General features: G+C 69.8%; 13 protein-coding genes. 10 read left to right on the plus strand and 3 right to left on the minus strand.

The window, feature by feature from the left end:
• Positions 1 to 41: 41 nt before the first annotated feature.
• Positions 42 to 947 carry a class I SAM-dependent methyltransferase gene (locus tag OG555_RS25195; RefSeq protein ID WP_329475008.1) on the minus strand — a complete coding sequence of 302 codons (906 nt, stop codon included), beginning with the start codon at positions 945 to 947 and terminating at the stop codon, positions 42 to 44.
• Between the two features lie 387 nt (positions 948 to 1334).
• Between OG555_RS25195 and OG555_RS25200 the strand changes: the two genes are divergently transcribed.
• Complete coding sequence (locus OG555_RS25200; protein ID WP_329475009.1) at positions 1335 to 1844, plus strand: GNAT family N-acetyltransferase; 510 nt, start codon at positions 1335 to 1337, stop codon at positions 1842 to 1844.
• Between the two features lie 45 nt (positions 1845 to 1889).
• On the opposite strand, the gene OG555_RS25205 is transcribed toward OG555_RS25200, so the two are convergent.
• Both OG555_RS25205 and OG555_RS25210 read right to left on the minus strand, forming a co-directional pair.
• On the minus strand, positions 1890 to 2093 hold the full coding sequence (locus OG555_RS25205) for a cold-shock protein (protein WP_132152442.1): 204 nt from the start codon (positions 2091 to 2093) through the stop codon (positions 1890 to 1892).
• A 182-nt stretch (positions 2094 to 2275) separates the two neighbouring features.
• Positions 2276 to 3064 carry a hypothetical protein gene (locus OG555_RS25210; RefSeq protein WP_329475010.1) on the minus strand — a complete coding sequence of 263 codons (789 nt, stop codon included), beginning with the start codon at positions 3062 to 3064 and terminating at the stop codon, positions 2276 to 2278.
• A 115-nt stretch (positions 3065 to 3179) separates the two neighbouring features.
• Here OG555_RS25210 and OG555_RS25215 point away from each other — a divergent pair, with 115 nt between their 5' ends.
• The 9 genes from OG555_RS25215 to OG555_RS25255 all read left to right on the plus strand — a co-directional run bounded on the left by OG555_RS25215 (position 3180) and on the right by OG555_RS25255 (position 16049).
• Positions 3180 to 4217 (plus strand): LacI family DNA-binding transcriptional regulator, encoded by a 1038-nt coding sequence (locus tag OG555_RS25215; RefSeq protein WP_329475011.1) that lies wholly within the window; start codon positions 3180 to 3182, stop codon positions 4215 to 4217.
• A 573-nt stretch (positions 4218 to 4790) separates the two neighbouring features.
• Entirely contained in the window at positions 4791 to 5798 is a 1008-nt protein-coding gene (locus OG555_RS25220; protein WP_329475012.1) for a Gfo/Idh/MocA family protein, read from the plus strand.
• On the plus strand, positions 5795 to 6841 hold the full coding sequence (locus OG555_RS25225; RefSeq protein WP_329475013.1) for a Gfo/Idh/MocA family protein: 1047 nt from the start codon (positions 5795 to 5797) through the stop codon (positions 6839 to 6841). Before OG555_RS25220 ends, OG555_RS25225 begins: the two co-directional genes overlap by 4 nt.
• Position 6842: 1 nt before the next feature.
• Positions 6843 to 7679: a Gfo/Idh/MocA family oxidoreductase gene (locus OG555_RS25230; protein ID WP_329475014.1), complete on the plus strand. Its 837-nt coding sequence runs from the start codon at positions 6843 to 6845 to the stop codon at positions 7677 to 7679.
• A 259-nt stretch (positions 7680 to 7938) separates the two neighbouring features.
• Positions 7939 to 10284, plus strand: a complete 2346-nt coding sequence (locus OG555_RS25235; protein WP_329475015.1) for a LuxR C-terminal-related transcriptional regulator — start codon at positions 7939 to 7941, stop codon at positions 10282 to 10284.
• A 4-nt stretch (positions 10285 to 10288) separates the two neighbouring features.
• Positions 10289 to 11758: a cytochrome ubiquinol oxidase subunit I gene (locus OG555_RS25240; protein ID WP_329475016.1), complete on the plus strand. Its 1470-nt coding sequence runs from the start codon at positions 10289 to 10291 to the stop codon at positions 11756 to 11758.
• Positions 11755 to 12795: a cytochrome d ubiquinol oxidase subunit II gene (locus tag OG555_RS25245; protein ID WP_329475017.1), complete on the plus strand. Its 1041-nt coding sequence runs from the start codon at positions 11755 to 11757 to the stop codon at positions 12793 to 12795. The genes OG555_RS25240 and OG555_RS25245 overlap by 4 nt, the downstream gene beginning before the upstream one ends.
• Before the next feature lie 63 nt (positions 12796 to 12858).
• Positions 12859 to 14718 (plus strand): glycoside hydrolase family 15 protein, encoded by a 1860-nt coding sequence (locus OG555_RS25250; RefSeq protein WP_329475018.1) that lies wholly within the window; start codon positions 12859 to 12861, stop codon positions 14716 to 14718.
• Positions 14715 to 16049, plus strand: a complete 1335-nt coding sequence (locus OG555_RS25255; protein ID WP_329475019.1) for an NAD(P)/FAD-dependent oxidoreductase — start codon at positions 14715 to 14717, stop codon at positions 16047 to 16049. The genes OG555_RS25250 and OG555_RS25255 overlap by 4 nt, the downstream gene beginning before the upstream one ends.
• Positions 16050 to 16058: the final 9 nt, after the last annotated feature.

A 16058-nucleotide genomic window follows, 5' to 3' on the forward strand; every position in this document is an offset into this window, starting at 1 on the left:
CGTTCGTCTCCAGTACGCCGTACGCCGAGGCCGGAGCGTGGTCAGCGCGGTGCGTGGCCGAGGTGGACGCTACGCACGGACAGTACGGCGAGGTCGGTCCGGTGGCCGAGGTAGTGCGGGCCGGCTGGGTCCAGCAACTGCTTCCACGCCGCCACGTCGTCAGCACTCAACCACTCGCCATCGGCGGGCACCAGATGCCCATGACCGTGTCCATGCGAGTGCCCGTCCTCCGCGGGCTCAGCCGTCAGACGGTCGACTCGGAAGCGGAACGCGGAGACCAGATGCTCCAGGCGGTCGGGGGAGAGTGGTGGTGGGGTTTCACTGAGGATGCTTCGGGTGGTGACGTCGCTCAGCCCGGCGCGCGTGAGCGCCTCGGTCCAGCCGTACGGCATCGGCACCGAGCCGGGGAGCGAGTCTCGCATCACCTTGAACCAGCGGTCCTGGGCCAGGTCGAGTCGCAGCTCGAGGCCGGGCTCGCCGACGCCCAGGTTCCACGGCAGGCTTCGGGCCGGCAGACCGCCCTCGGCGAGAGCCAGCCGACCGCCTGGTGCCAGCAGTGACGCCAGTGCGTCGACAGCGGCCTGCTGGTCGCCGGCGTGATGCACCGAAGCCGACGCCCAGATCAGGTCGGCCGGTGCGTCGATTGCCTTACGCAACGGTTCCGCGCCGTCGTCCATCGAGGCCAGCTCACACCGGACCGCGCCGGCAGTGTGCTGCCGGGCCTGGTCCAGTACGTCGGGGTCCGCGTCGATCGCGACCACCGTCGTACCGGCCGGCAGGGCCTCGGCGAGCGCCTTGGCCATCCCGCCGCCGCCACAGCCGACGTCCACTGCCACCTTGTCGCTGTCGCGGACCAGGCTGGTGGCAACCGTCCTGTTCCAGTCGCTCTCGCTCTCGGCCGCGGTCCGGAGCCGCCCGGCCTCTCCCGCCCAATCGATCTCGATCATGGCGCCAGTTTCCGCCCGCCCACGGCCGACCCCCGCATCTTGTTGCTGATCCAGCAATTCCGGCTCGGGCGTACCTAAGGACGGGTAGTAGTGCCTGCCACTACGGTGGTTCCCGCGTGAAGCGTCGGTGCGACCGGGCGCGGAGGCGACTACCACCCGTCCTTCGGTACGTCTCTTCCCTGGACAGTCGGGAGATGGGCCCGTCTTCCCTGGACAGTCGGGAGATGGTCCCGGGCGGACGGGAGATTTTCACGATCCAGCGGGAGATCAGGGGTAGCACTGTTCCCTGGCCGGCCTGGTGGTCCAGAGCGAGGCTGGACGAGGCGTGGTCCCGGACGGGCCACTCGAGGAGGGAGCGGTCGAGCCGTCCGGCGCTACTGTCGAACAGTGTTGAAAACACCTGCCACCCCACCGCCGCGGTCGATCACGCCCTTTGCCACAGCCCGCCTGAGCATGCAGCCGCTGCAGGTCGAGCACGCCGGCGAGATGGCGAAGGTCCTGTCCGATCCGGACCTCTATACCTTCACCGGCGGTGAGCCGCCGAGTGTGGACGTCCTGGAAGCTCGCTACCGCCGTCAGCTCGACGGTCCGGGCCGGACTGACGAGCAATGGTTCAACTGGGTGATCCGGCACGACGACGAGCTGGTCGGCTATGTGCAGACGACAGTCACCGGCAGTACGGCGGAGATCGCGTGGGTGGTCGGGACTGACTGGCAGGGCCACGGCTACGCGAAGGAAGCCGCGCAGGGTCTCGTCACCTGGCTGCGCGCCCAGGGCCTCGAGCGAATCATCGCCCACGTCCACCCGGACCACGCCGCGTCAGCCGCGGTCACCGCGGCCGCCGGCCTGACCCGCACCGAGCAGCTGGACGACGGCGAATATCTCTGGACCACATGACAGCAGGCCCGGCCGTGATCGGCCGGGCCTGCTGTGCGCGGTGGTTCAGACCGGGCGAACGTTCTCCGCCTGCAGGCCCTTCGGGCCCTGGGCTACGTCGAACTCGACCTTCTGGTTCTCATCCAGGGACCGGAAGCCGTCCGTCGCGATCGCCGAGTAGTGCACGAACACGTCGGCGCCGCCGCCGTCCTGGGTGATGAAGCCGAAGCCCTTTTCGCCGTTGAACCACTTCACTGTTCCGCTGGCCATGATCTGCTCCTTCAGTGGGGGATGGGACCCGGCAGGTGCCGGATCCCGGGTTGCGGCACGAGCCCACCCACACAGACCAGTGGCCTGAAATGAGAAAAACGCCCGGCGGATTACATCTCCGCGGGCGCTTCGAAACGAACGTGGAACTGCAAAACTGCAACCAAGCGACAACCCTAGCACGGTCAGCAGACCATGACCGCCCCATCGGCTCGCCGTAGTACGTCGTACTCGTCCGGCCTCCCCGGCCAGGTCGCGGAGCATCCCGACCGCCCGCACTCACACGCGAACGGGTACGGCGGCAGCTCGGCCAGCCCGATGTCCGCCTGCCACAGCCGCCCCCGCCGGCAGGCCGCCTGGTTCTCGTACTCCCGCTGCAGGCGCAGCGCCGGTCCGGCCTCGAGCCTCGGCAACGGCCCTAGCGCGTCCTCGACAGCACGCGTGATCGCCGCCCAATCCGGATCCGCCGGCACGTCGATGACGATCCGCCCGCGCTCCGCCGCCTCACGCCGTACGAGGTCGGCCAGTACGGCGTCCCGTGCCAGCAGGCCGTCCAACCGAGCCCGGCCCGCCGGGTCCTCCGCCCGGGCCAGCCGCTGCTCCCGGGCCCGCCGGGTCTGCTCCGCGTCCGGCACCAACCACACCGCCGCGGCGACCTCGTCAGCCATCGACGGGAACAGTTGTGGTCCCTCCACCAGCGCCGGTACGTCGCCCAGCCCGCGTGCCTCGACATCGGCGGTCACCAGCTCCAGCCGATCCCGCGCGATCTTCACGAACGCCTCGGCGGCGAACTGCGGTCCCTCGGCGAGATCCTCGGCCAACGGCCGCAACGGTGGCATCCGCCCGACGTGGTCGTAGGTCCACAGGTCGATCGGGTGCAGCGGTAGATCGCAGCGCCGCGCGAGGTCGCGCGCGATCGTCGACTTGCCCGCCCCCGGAGCTCCACCGATCCACACCATCGCAGGCCAGCTCATTCGCCCCATCTTGCCAACACAATGGGGCGTTCACCGAGGCAATCCCATGCGGCACGGTCGTGCTGCGTGTTTACGTCAACATGTCTACACTCAGGCACAAGTCGAGGAGGGGTCTATGCCGGCGGACGAATCAGCGGTACGGCGACGGCGCGGGCCGTCGATGGCCGACGTGGCCCAGCTGGCCGGCGTGTCCGGGCAGACGGTCTCCCGGGTCGCGAACGACCGGCTCAACGTCGACGCGACCACCCGGGACCGGGTCCGGGCCGCGATGCGCGAGCTCGGCTACCGGCCGAACAGTGCCGCCCGCGCGCTGCGCAACGGCGAGTTCCGCAGTATCGGCGTGATCGTCTTCGAGCTGTCCAGCTTCGGTACGACGCGCACCCTCGACGCGATCGCGACCGCAGCCACCATCAGCGGGTACGCGATCAACCTGCTGCCGGTGCTGGACGTCACCCAGAACGCGGTGACGAACGCGTTCAGCCGGCTCGACGAGCAGGCGGTGGACGGCGTGATCATCCTGATCGAGGCGCACACCCTGGACGAGGCCGGCGTACTGCTACCCGACGGGCTGCCCGTCGTGGTCGTCGACTCCAGCGCGCACTACGACTACCCGATCGTCGACACCGACCAGGCGCAAGGCGCACGGCTGGCCACCGAGCACCTGCTGGAGTTGGGTCACGAGACGGTGTGGCACCTCGGCGGACCACCCACGTCGTTCGCGGCGGACCGACGCCGCCGGTCCTGGGAGCAGACTCTGATCGACCACGGCCGGGATGTGCCGCCGGTGCTCGATGGTGACTGGACGTCCAGCTCCGGGTACGAGGCCGGCCGCCGGCTCGCCGTCAACGACAAGGTGACCGCGGTCTTCGTGGCCAACGACCAGATGGCGCTCGGCCTACTGCGAGCGCTGTACGAGCGAGGTCGCGCAGTGCCGGACGACGTCAGCGTGGTCGGCTTCGACGACATGGAAGAGGCGGCCCACTTCTGGCCGCCGCTCACCACCGTCCGCCAGACGTTCGCGGAGGTCGGCCGCCGAAGCGTGGATGCGTTGATCGCCGAGATCCGGGCCGGCGAACATCACCACGCCCCGGTTGCCGTCCCCACCGAACTCATCGTCCGCCGCAGCACCGCGCCGCCCCGACCCCGCCCCTAGCTCCCCAGGCCATTCCCGCCTCTGACCCCTCACGCCATTCCCGCATCTCACCCCGAACGCCATTTCAGGGGTCACGGGCGTCCGGGTGGCGCACCAGTGGAGAGCCTTCCGTTTGAGTGGTTGTCCCCGCGCGTTGTGGGTTCTCCCGTGGTGTACGAGCGGAGAACCCACCATTCAAGCGGATATCCAGCGCCCCGGTCGGTTCGGTGGGTGTTGCCCGTGCCGTCGACCGGATCGCCAGGCCATCACAACGAGGCGACGACGATGGCCTCCCGCGGACGATCGCAGCGTCTCGGTGATTGTGATGGCCTGGAAGTCCACCCACACCCCGCCCCGGCGGTGGTGGCGGGTTGGGCGATGCCGCGCCGCTGACCGGACCTGCACCACTCACAGCACGATGCCACACGGGCCCCGCTCGGCCGCGAGCACTCGGCGGCTGACGGACCGGGTTAGTGAGTGCCCCACGTCCGCCAAGGTCGCGACCCGCGGGTTACTGTCGATCGCGGGAGGTCCGCGCTAGGGTCTGCCGGACTTCGAGTTGCTGGCGGTCCGGTTGCGGGGTTGACTCGATCCATGCCCGCATCCCTCCGGCTGGCCGTGATCGGCGCCGCCCACGCCCATGTCAGGTACGCGCTGGACGAGGTGCCCCTGCGCGCGGACCTGGACCTGGTCGCCGTCGCGGATCCGGATCCGGCCACGGCAGGCCGGTACGCCGCGGAGTTCGACGTACCGGCGTACGACGACCACCGCCGACTGCTCGCCGAACTGCGACCCGACGTCGTCATGGTCGCCGGGGTCTACGCCGACCGCGCCGAGGCGATCGTCGACTCACTCCGTGCCGGAGCCCATGTGCTCGCGGACAAACCACTCTGTACGACGCTCGCCGAGCTCGACGCGATCGAGGCCGCTCAGCGTGAGACCGGGCGCATCGTCACCTTGCTGCTGGAGAAGCGGAACTATCCGGAAACCGTCGCGGCTCGTGCGCTGCTGGCCGACGGTTCGCTGGGAGAGCTCGTCCAGGTCGCATCGACCGGGCCGCACAAACTCAACCGGCCGACGCGGCCGGACTGGTTCCTCACCAGGAAGGGGTACGGCGGGATCCTCGGCGATCTCGCGGTCCACGACATCGACCTCGTCCTGTTGTTGTCGGGAGCAACCGAAGGAACGGTCACCGGGCTGGTGGATGGCAGTGAGTTCGCGCTGTCCGGCTCCCTGCTGCTCAGAGCCGGGCCGGTTGCCGCGACGATCGAAGTCAACTGGCTGACGCCCGCGGCATCGCCGTACCACGGTGACTACCGGATGCGGCTGACCGGAACCGAGGGCACGGCCGAGTTGTTCTGGGCGCAGAACAAGTTGATCGCGGCAACCACTGAACGTCCGCCCTGGCAGGTGGAACTGCCGCCGCGCCGGCGTCCGGCGGCCGACGCGTTCGATGCGTTCGCGGCGGGCCTCGAGCCCGAGATCAGTACGGCGGCGGGCTTCGCCGCGACGCGGGTTGCGCTGCTCGCCCAGGAGAGCGCCGACGCGGGCGGAGTCGTGGTGCCGTGGACCAACGGACAACTGAGAGGACAGGCCGGATGAAGTTCGCAGTGGTCGGTGCCGGAGTCATCGGTGAGACCCACGCCCGCCTGATCGCATCTCTGCCAGGAGAGGCGGAGCTGGTCGCGCTGGTCGACGTGGAGGCGGACCGGGCCGTCGCGCTGAGCGGCAAGTACGGCGGCGAGCCGATGAGCGACCTGAAGCAGGCCTGCGCCCGGCCGGACATCGACGCGGTCAGCATCTGCTTGCCCAGCGGGCTGCACGCCGATGCCGCCATCACCGCGCTCGAGGCCGGCAAACACGTCATCGTGGAGAAGCCGATCGACGTGACGCTGGCAGCGGCCGACCGACTGATCGACGTGGAGCAGCGGACCGGGCTGACCGTGGCGGTGATCAGCCAGCGCCGGTTCCAGCCCGCGCCCGCCTTCGTCCACCAGGCGGTCGCCGCGGGCCGGCTGGGCCGGATCACCGCGGGCATCGCCGAGTCGCCCTTCTGGCGCTCGCAGGAGTACTACGACTCCGGCGGCTGGCGCGGCACTGTCGAGCTCGACGGCGGCGGAGCCCTGATGAACCAGGGCATCCATGTGGTCGACCTGCTGCTGTGGATGCTGGGCGAGCCCGTCGAGGTGCAGGCGTACAGCGAGCTGCTCGCGCATGAGCGGATCGATGTCGAGGACACCGTGGCCGCGACCGTGCGGTTCCGCAGTGGGGCGATCGGATCGATCCTGGCGACGACTGCGGCGTACCCGGGCCGGCCGGTTCGGCTGTCCGTGTACGGCGACCGCGGCAGCGCCGTGATCGAGCAGGACGACCTCGTTGCCTTCGACACCGCCGACAGTGAACCCACGGACCAGGCGAGCGGGGCCGAGCCGAACCTCGCCGAGGAGCCTGCGGGCGAGGCGAGCGTCTCGCGGTCGGTCGCGGACGCCCATCGCGACCAGTACCTCGATTTCATCGCGGCGGTGCGCGACGGCCGCCCGCCGGCGATCGGCACCCGGGACGCCCGGCGTGCGCTCGAACTGGTGCTCGGAATCTACGAATCCGCCCGGACCGGTGCCCCGGTCCGGCTCACCGGGAGAGAGTGACGTGCGCATCGGCATCATCGGTACGGAGAACTCCCACGTCGACCACATCATCGAGTACCTGAACGTGGAGCGCCGAGCCGGGGACACCCGCGTCGTTGCCATCAGCGGCGGTGCGAGCGCACGGAACGAGAAGCTCCGCGCCACCGGGCAGCTCGAGCGGCTCGTCGACGCGCCCGCGGACCTGCTCGGCCTGGTCGACGCGGTGATCATCACCGACCGGCACGGCGGTCTGCACCGGGAGCACGCCGTACCGTTCCTGGCCGAAGGCCTGCCGGTGTTCGTGGACAAGCCGCTTGCGTGCACCGAGGCCGACGCCCGGGCGATCGTTGCCGCGGCGCGCGAACACGATGCGCCGTTGACCTCGTCGTCTGCCGTCCGCTGGGTGCCGGACACGGACGCGCTCGCCGGGCAGGCGGCGACGCTCGGCGCTCCGCAGACGGTGATCACCACTGGACCGGCGGATCCGGACAGTCAGTACGGCGGCATCTACTTCTATGGCATCCACCCGGTCGACGTCGCCCTCAGGCTCGCGCCCGGTGCCATCGGCGACGTACGCGTGGAGCAGGTCGCCGACACGATCATCGCCACCGCCGACGTCGGTGGGGTCCGGGTCGTGGTCCAGCTGGTGCGGCCGGGACCGGACGGCCAGGTCCCGTTCCACGGCATGGTCGTCGGCCGGCACGGTCTCGCGGCCCGCGAGCTCACCCTCGGCAAGTCGTACGTCGAACCCGGCCTGCGTGTATTCCTGGAGATGGCCGAGACCCGCCGGCCACCGATCGAGTACGACGACCTCGTGCGCCCGATGCAGTTCCTCGACGCCGTCGTCGAGGCGATCTGACCTCAGCCGTAGCCGCCCGAGTTCATTGACGGAGCACACCCCCGCGTCACCGCGGCGCTCGGCTTCCTGTTTCACCCTATTAGGGCGATGCCGGGTGTCGGCTGCGAAGCACACAGTCGAAAAGAAGGGACCAGACGCACCGTCCGGCCTGGCCGGACGGTGCGAAGCAGGCTGTGCGGAGGGGGCCGGGGGCATGAGGGTGGATTCGCGGGCGGAGCGCATCGGACAACACACGCCGGTCACACCCGCGCTGAGATCTGTGATCGAACCGGCCATCCCGCCCAGTTGGAACGAGCCGCCGGCGCCGCCCTTCCGCGTCGTCCAGCGGCCACGGTTGCTCGACCGCATCTCGCAGGCCGTCCAGGAGGTTCCGCTGACACTGGTCAGCGCACCGGCCGGGTCCGGCAAGACGGCACTCATCGCGGCGTGGGCGAGGAGTCACCCAGAGACACCGGTGACCTGGCTCTCGTTGGCCGGCTGTGACGACATATTCATCCCGGATGTGCGCAGCGCGCTCGCCGCCGGGACCGCGGAGGCCGAACCGATTGTCCTCGTTCTCGATGGCGCCGATCGGGTATGGCGCCAGTCGGTCTTGGAGCAGTTGGTCCGGCTGCTCGACACGACCGGGGACCGGCTCCGGGTAGTGATGACGACCCGGGTGGATCCGCCGCTGCCGTTGCACCGCTACAGACTGGACGGGACGCTCGTAGAGATCCGGTACGACGACCTCGCCTTCACCGGCGCGGAAGTCGAGGAGTTGCTCGGCGCCCATGACATCACGGAGCCGGAGGCAGCGACCTGGGACGTGCTCGACCGGACCGAGGGCTGGGCGGCCGGCGTACGGTTGGCAGCGCTCGCACTCCGCGCCGGCGACCACCGGACCCTGCCGCTGGGGTTCGCGACCGAATACCTGGCCGCGGAGGTGTTCGGTGATCTCGGCGGGGACGATCGAGACTTCCTGCTCAGGATCAGCCTGGTCGACGACGTCACCCCGGAGCTCGGTGCCGCGCTCGCGGATCGCCCGGACGCCGACGAGGTGCTACACCGGATGGCGATCGGCAACACCTTCGTCCAACCGGCGCACGGCCGCGCCGATCACTACCGGATCCACCCGCTCTTCCGTGAGTTCCTCCGCGCCAGGCTGGACCGCACGCTGCCCTCCGCGATCGGCGACCTGCAGCGGCGGGCCGCGGACTGGTACGGCGCGAACGGCCGAACGCTCGAGGCAGTCAGGCATTCCGCCGAGAGGGGTGACTGGGCACGCGCCGCCGGCTTCGTCGTCAACGGCCTGGGCGTTGGTGACCTGCTGCTGCCGACCCGGGTGGGCTCGGAGCTGGCCCGCAGTCTGTCGGCCATGCCCGACGCGGACTCCGCTGACGTCCAGCTCGTTCGCGCCGCGATCGCCGTCGCCGACGACGATGTCGCCGCGGCCAGGGCAAGCCTTGCGCGCTGCGCGGTGGACCCGCCTGTCAGCAGCGGCTGGGCCGTGTCGTCCGCTGTCGTGACCACCCTGCTGCACGACAAGTCAGGCAGCATCGACCTGACCTTGCTCGCCGCTCGCGCGGGGCGGGACGAACTGGCCGCGCACGGGAACGCAGTACTGAAGGCGCTGGTTCTGAGTGCGGAGGGTACGGCGTACCTCCGCGGCGGCGACCTCGATGTCGCATGCACTGTGCTCGCCGACGCGGTCCGGACGGCTGCTGCGGGTGACTGCGAGGATCTCCGGCTGCGATGCCTAGCCACGCTGGCGCTCGCCGAGGCCTGCCGTGGGCATCTGTCCCGCGGACAAGTGCTCGCGGACACGGCCGAGCGACTCGCCACGGAGTCCGTCGCCGCGGCGGAGCGTCCCGCCGCAACACATCTGGCGCACGCGTGGGTGGCGCTCGAACGTCAGGAGCTCACCCGGGCCCAGCACTCCCTCGACCGCGCTCGCCGGCTCCGCGAGACGCAGGACGACAACCTGCTGAGCTCGGTGTCCTCGCTGTTGCGCGTACGGCTGATGCGGGACCGGGGCGACCGGGTCGGTGCCCGGTGTGCGCTGAGGAATTCGGCACCGCCGGACGGCTGGCTGCGCGGGTACGTCGAGGCCGAGGCGGCGGGAGTCGGTCTGGACCAGGCCGGGCGGGACGACGTGACCTACCGCCGGACGATGACCGCATCGCAGCGGGTGCAGGACCTCCTGGATCTCGCGCGGGCCGAATGGCTCGACGGCAACGCCGGTAGTGGCCGGTCAGGCATCGTCGAGGCGCTGTTGCTCGCTCGCGGTGAACGGATCCGCCGCCCGTTCACGCACACGCCCGCGCGGCTGCGGGCCATCATCCGCGACGATGCGGCGCTGCGTTCGCTGGCCGGCTGGCTGCGCCCGGACCTGACAACGGCCGCGGGTCCGGCGGACGCCCCGGCTCCGATCGTCGAGGAACTTTCGGAGCGGGAGCTCGACGTCCTGCGATGGCTCGCGCAGTTGCGCACCACCAGCGAGATCGCCGCCGAGCTGTTCATCTCGGCCAACACCGTGAAGTCGCACGTCCGGAACATCCTGCGGAAACTCTCCGTGTCGAGCCGCAACGAGGCCGTCCGCCGTGCGTGGGACCTCGACCTGGTCTGACGAAATGATCGTGCGGGAGACCGTCACCAGTGTGGCCGTCGCGGCCGCCGTGAACCCGGTTCCGTGGGCGCGGGCGCAGATGGCGTTCACACTCGCCTTCCACATCATCCTGGTGCCGCTCGGGGTGTCGTGGGCGTTCATGACGCTGATCGCCAACTACCGCGGGATCAAGCGTGACGACCAAGACGCGCTGGTGCTGGCGCAACGGTGGTCGAAGTACATGGCTGTGACGTTCGCCGTCGGAGCGGTGACCGGGACCGTGCTGAGTTTCGAGTTCGGCCTGCTCTGGCCGCGGTTCATGGGCATCTATGGCGACGCGTTCGGGATCCCGTTCGCGTTCGAGGGGCTGTTCTTCTTCACCGAGGCGATCTTCGTCGCGATCTACATCTTCGGCTGGCGCCGGCTGAAACCGTGGACGCACTTCTGGACCGGCGTACCGATCGTGCTGGCCGGCGTCTTCGGCTCGATCTCGGTGGTTGCGGCGAACGCGTGGATGAACGCGCCGGCCGGCTTCACGATGAACGCGAACGGTGAGATCACCAACGTCGAACCGCTCGAGGTGATCTTCAACGACGCGATGCCGTTGCAGGCCGCGCACATGGTCATCGCGGCGTACCTGGTCGGCGGGTTCCTGGTCGCGTCGGTCTACGCGACGGGGATGCTGCGCGGCCGCAACGACCGGTACCACCGGATCGGGCTCACCATCGCGTTCACGGTCGCCGCGATCATGACGCCGATCCAGATGGGAGTCGGCGATGCGCTGGCCCGGTGGGTGTACAACCACCAGCCGGAGAAGTTCGCCGCGATCGAGCTCGTGCCGACGACGGGTTCCGACGTACCCGAGATCCTGCTGGGCAAGCTGAACCCGGACGGCACCATCTCCGGTGGGATCCCGATCCCGGGACTGGCGTCCTGGCTGTCCGATCCGAGCACCGGCACGGCGACCGTCGTCCAAGGCCTGGACAGCGTTCCGGTCGGGGATCGGCCGACGATCTCGGACACGGACGTCGTCCACTTGGCGTGGGACGTCATGGTCGGACTGGGCACCGCTCTGTTCCTCCTGTCGGTCTGGTACGGGCTGACGTGGCTCTTCCGCCGGCGGATGCCCAAGAGCAGGTGGTTCCTGCGCGCCGCTGCGTGCACCGGCGTGCTCGCGGTGATCGCGATGGAGGCGGGCTGGATCGTCACCGAGGTCGGCCGGCAACCGTGGATCGTCTACAACCAGATGAAGGTGGAGGAGGCGGCCACCGCCAACACCGGCGTCTGGATCACGTTCATCGCCGTCTTCGTGCTCTACGCCGCGCTCGGCGTCACGACGATCCTGGTGCTGCGGGGAATGAGCCGGCGCTTCCGCCGGTCGGGCGGTTTCATCGACAGCGACACGCCGTACGGGCCCGCGCCGGCGGCTGCCGTGGAGGAGGGCCGGGAGCAGGTCGGGAAGGAGACCGAGGCGGTCGAGGAGCGGGCACCGTGAGTACGGCGATCGCAGTCGTGCTGATGCTCGCCCTGGTGGCGTACGCCGTGTTCGGCGGAGCCGACTTCGGCGCCGGGTTCTGGGACCTGACCGCGGGCGGACCCGAGCGCGGCGCGGAACCGCGCGCGGTGATCGAGCGGTCGATCGGTCCGGTGTGGGAGGCGAACCACGTCTGGCTGATCTTCATCTTCGTCGTCACCTGGACCGCCTTCCCGGCGGCGTACGAGTCGATCGCGCTGACCTTGTTCGTCCCGCTCACCCTGGCGGCGCTCGGGATCGTCCTGCGCGGTGCGAGTTTCGCTTTCCGCAAGGTGGTGGTGACGCTGCGGTTCCGGCGGGTCTTCGGCGGGGCGTTCGCGTTGTCGTCGGTCCTCGTCCCGTTCTGCATGGGTGCGATCGCGGGTGGCATCGCATCGGGGCACGTGCCGTCGGGTGGGAAGGCCGGCGACCCGGTCGACAGCTGGCTGAATCCGACGTCGGTGGTGACCGGGGTGCTCGGGGTGGTGGTGGCGGCGTACCTGGCGGCGGTGTACCTCGTGTGGGACGCGAGGCATTTCCGCCAGTTCTCGATGGCCGAGTACTTCCGCCGGCGGGCCGTGGTGAGCGCCGTCGCCGCGGCAGTGGTCGCGGTGGCCGGCCTGTTCGTCCTGAACGCCGATGCACCGCACGTCTTCGACGGCCTGACGTCGAGAGCACTCCCGACCGCGATCCTCAGTGTGGTCTGCGGATTCGGTGCCCTGGTGCTGTTGATGCGGTACGCCGCTCGCGGTGCGCGGGTTCTCGCCATCCTGGCGGTTGCCTTGATCATCGTCAGTTGGGGCATTGCCCAGTGGCCGTACATCCTGCCGGAGAGCCTGACCGTCTCGGCGGCCGCCGCACCCGAGGGCACCTTGGTGACGTTGCTCGTGGCGGTCGGGCTGGCACTGGTGATCGTGGTGCCTGGTTTCGTCCTGCTCTACGTGCTCGAGCAGCGTGCGCTGCTCCGCGAGGAGGAGACCGAGGACGCCGGTGACCGCACAATCATCACTGGCGGGTGATTGAGGTTCGGTTCGACCGGCCGATGGTGGAGGTAGGCCCGCGACTGTGAAGGAGCCCCCGCCATGACCTCGACCTCGCCGTTCCCGCCGATCGCCGACTACGCGTTCCTGTCGAACTGCCACACCGGTGCCCTGGTCGCCCCGGACGGATCGGTCGACTGGCTCTGCCTGCCTGCGTTCGACGCGCCGAGCGCGTTCGGCAACCTGCTGGACCGGGGCGCCGGGTCGTTCCGGTTCGGGCCGTACGGGATCAACCAGCCGACCGCCCGGATGTACGTTCCGGGCACGAACGTCATGACGACCACCTGGCACACTCCGGCCGGCTGGCTGCTCGTCCACGACGCGCTGACGATGGGTCCCTCGAACGGCCCTGACACCGTCACCCCGCACACCCGGCCGCCGACCGACGACGACGCCGACCACATGCTGATCCGGACCATCGAGTGCCTCGACGGCTCGGTCGAGATCGAACTCGTCTGTGAGCCCGCCTTCGACTACGGCCGGGTTCCGGGCGAGTGGACGATGGTGGGCGACGACGCGCACGCGGCGGACGCGACCGGGGCCGGCCAGACCTTCCGGCTGACCACCGACATGCTGATCGGGATCGAGGGTGGCTCCGCCCGGGCCCGGCATGTCGTGCACAAGGGAGAGAAAGCGTACTGCGCGCTCTCGTGGGCCGACGGTCTCGTATCGCCGGCGGACCTGGCCGACGCGCAGGCACGGATCGACGCGACGATCCGGTTCTGGCGCAACTGGCTGGCGAGGGCCCGGATCCCCGACCACCGGTACCGGCATCCGCTGGAACGCTCGGCCCTGACCATCAAGGGCCTGACGTACATGCCGACCGGAGCGACGGTCGCCGCGCTCACCACCTCGTTGCCGGAGTCACCGGGTGGCGAACGCAACTGGGACTACCGCTACACCTGGATGCGGGACACCACGTTCACCCTGCAGGCGCTGCACTACCTGAACCTGGACTGGGAGGCCAACGAGTTCATGCAGTTCGTCGCCGACCTGGAGCCGAACTCGGACGGTGGGCTGCAGATCATGTACGGCATCGACGGCCGCCGCAACCTGGCCGAGTCGACCCGGGATGACCTCACCGGCTACGAGGGCGCCAAGCCGGTGCGGATCGGCAACGGCGCCTACAACCAACGGCAGAACGACGTGTTCGGGGCGGTGCTGGACTCGGTGCTGCTGCACACCGTCCGGAGCAAGCGGCTGCCGCGCCGGCTCTGGCCGCTGGTCGAGTCGCAGGCACAGTGCGCGATCTCGCGCTGGCACGATCCCGACCAGGGAATCTGGGAGGCCCGCGGCAATCCTCAGCACTACGTCTCCTCGAAGCTGATGGGCTGGGTGGCCCTGGACCGCGCGGCCAGGCTGGCCCGGATCCGCGACGAGGAAGACCTCGCCGAGCAGTGGGCGAAGGTGGCCGAGGAGATCCGCGACGACATCCTCGAGCACGGGGTGAGCGACCGCGGCGTCCTGCGGCAGCACTACGACACCGACGCGCTGGATGCGTCGACCCTGCTGGCCCCGCTGTTCGGATTCCTGCCGGCCACCGACGAACGGATGCGGGCGACGGTCGAGGCGATCGACAACGAGTTGACCGAGCACGGGTTCGTGCTGCGCTACAAGACCGACGAGACCGACGACGGCCTGTCCGGCAAGGAGGGCACGTTCCTGATCTGCTCGTTCTGGCTGGTCTCGGCGCTCGCGATGATCGGTGAGACCGACCGGGCTCGGAGTCAGTTGGAGCGGCTGCTGCGGATCGAGTCGAAGCTCGGCCTGTACGCCGAGGAGTACGAGGTGGACCGGGCCCGGCACCTGGGCAACTTCCCGCAGGCGTTCTCGCACCTGGCCCTGATCGGGGCGGCCGGCCGCATCGTCGTGGCCGACTTCCGGGAGGAGTTGGCGCTGTGACCGCGCAGATGGAGAGCCCGCACGTCGTCGTACTCGGTGGCGGGCTGGCCGGGGTCGCGTGCGCACTCGGCCTCGGGGACGAAGGGGTCCGGGTCACACTGGTCGACCGCAACGACTACCACCAGTTCCAGCCGTTGCTCTACCAGGTCGCCACGTCGCAGTTGCCGGCGGAGGACATCGCCCGGCCGCACCGGACCATCTTCCGCGACTACCCGACGGTCCAGATCCGCACCGCCGATGTCGCGGAGATCGACGCCGGGAACCTCACTGTGACGCTGTCCGACGGCGATCGGATCACAGGCACGCACCTGGTTGTCGCGGCCGGCGCGCGACCGGAGTTCTTCGGTGTTCCAGGCGCTGCCGAGCACGCGTTCCCGCTGTATTCCGTCGTCGACGCGGAGCGGTTGCGGCGGCACTTGCAGTCCACGCTCCACGCGGGTTCCGCAGCGGAGCCGGAGGACGAGGGCGCCCTCGATGTCGTTGTGGTCGGCGGCGGTCCGACCGGGGTCGAAATCGCCGGCGCGCTCACCGAGCTGATGACCGCGCTGGTCGCCACGGAACGGATACCCAAGCCTGGGACGATCACTCTGGTCGACCGCGGCAGCGCATTGCTCGCACCGTTCTCCCGCAAGTCGCACAAGTACGCGCACAAGCGGCTCACCAAACAGGGCGCCGAGCCGCGACTGGGGACGGGAGTCGCCGCTGTGCACGCGGACCGGGTCGAGTTGGACGACGGTTCGTCGATCCGGACTCGGACGGTCATCTGGGGCGGCGGCGAGTCAGCCGCTTCGGTGGTGGGGAACGTGGCGGGGCTGACCACCGGTCGTGGCGGCCGGATCGACGTACTGCCGGACCTGACGGTGGACGGGCTGCCGCACGTCTACGCGGTCGGTGACGTTGCGAACATCCCGGCGAAGGACGGCACGATCCTGCCGCAGCTGGGCTCGGTCGCGCAGCAGTCCGGTGCGTGGGCCGCCGCCAACATCCTGCGTGAGCTGCACGGCGAGAAGGCCGAGCCGTTCCGCTACAAGGACAAGGGGATCATGGCGATGATCGGCCGGAACGCGGCCGTCGCCGAGGTCGGCAAGCATCGGCACCAGGTGGAGGGCCCGGTCGCCTTCGCGGCCTGGCTCGGGGTGCACGCGCTACTACTGAGCGGTGCGCACAGCAAGACCGACGCGTTCCTGGCCTGGGGCTGGGACTACTTCGACCGCGACCACGCGGCAACCGTCGAGTGGTCCGCGACGGCGCATCGGATCGCCTGGGGTGACGACTCCGCCGACATCCCGCACATCCGCGTCGACTCGGCGAGGCCGGGCGACGGCAACTGAGGAGGACAG

Origin of the sequence: Kribbella sp. NBC_01484, assembly GCF_036227145.1 — a bacterium.
Taxonomy (GTDB): Bacteria; Actinomycetota; Actinomycetes; order Propionibacteriales; family Kribbellaceae; genus Kribbella.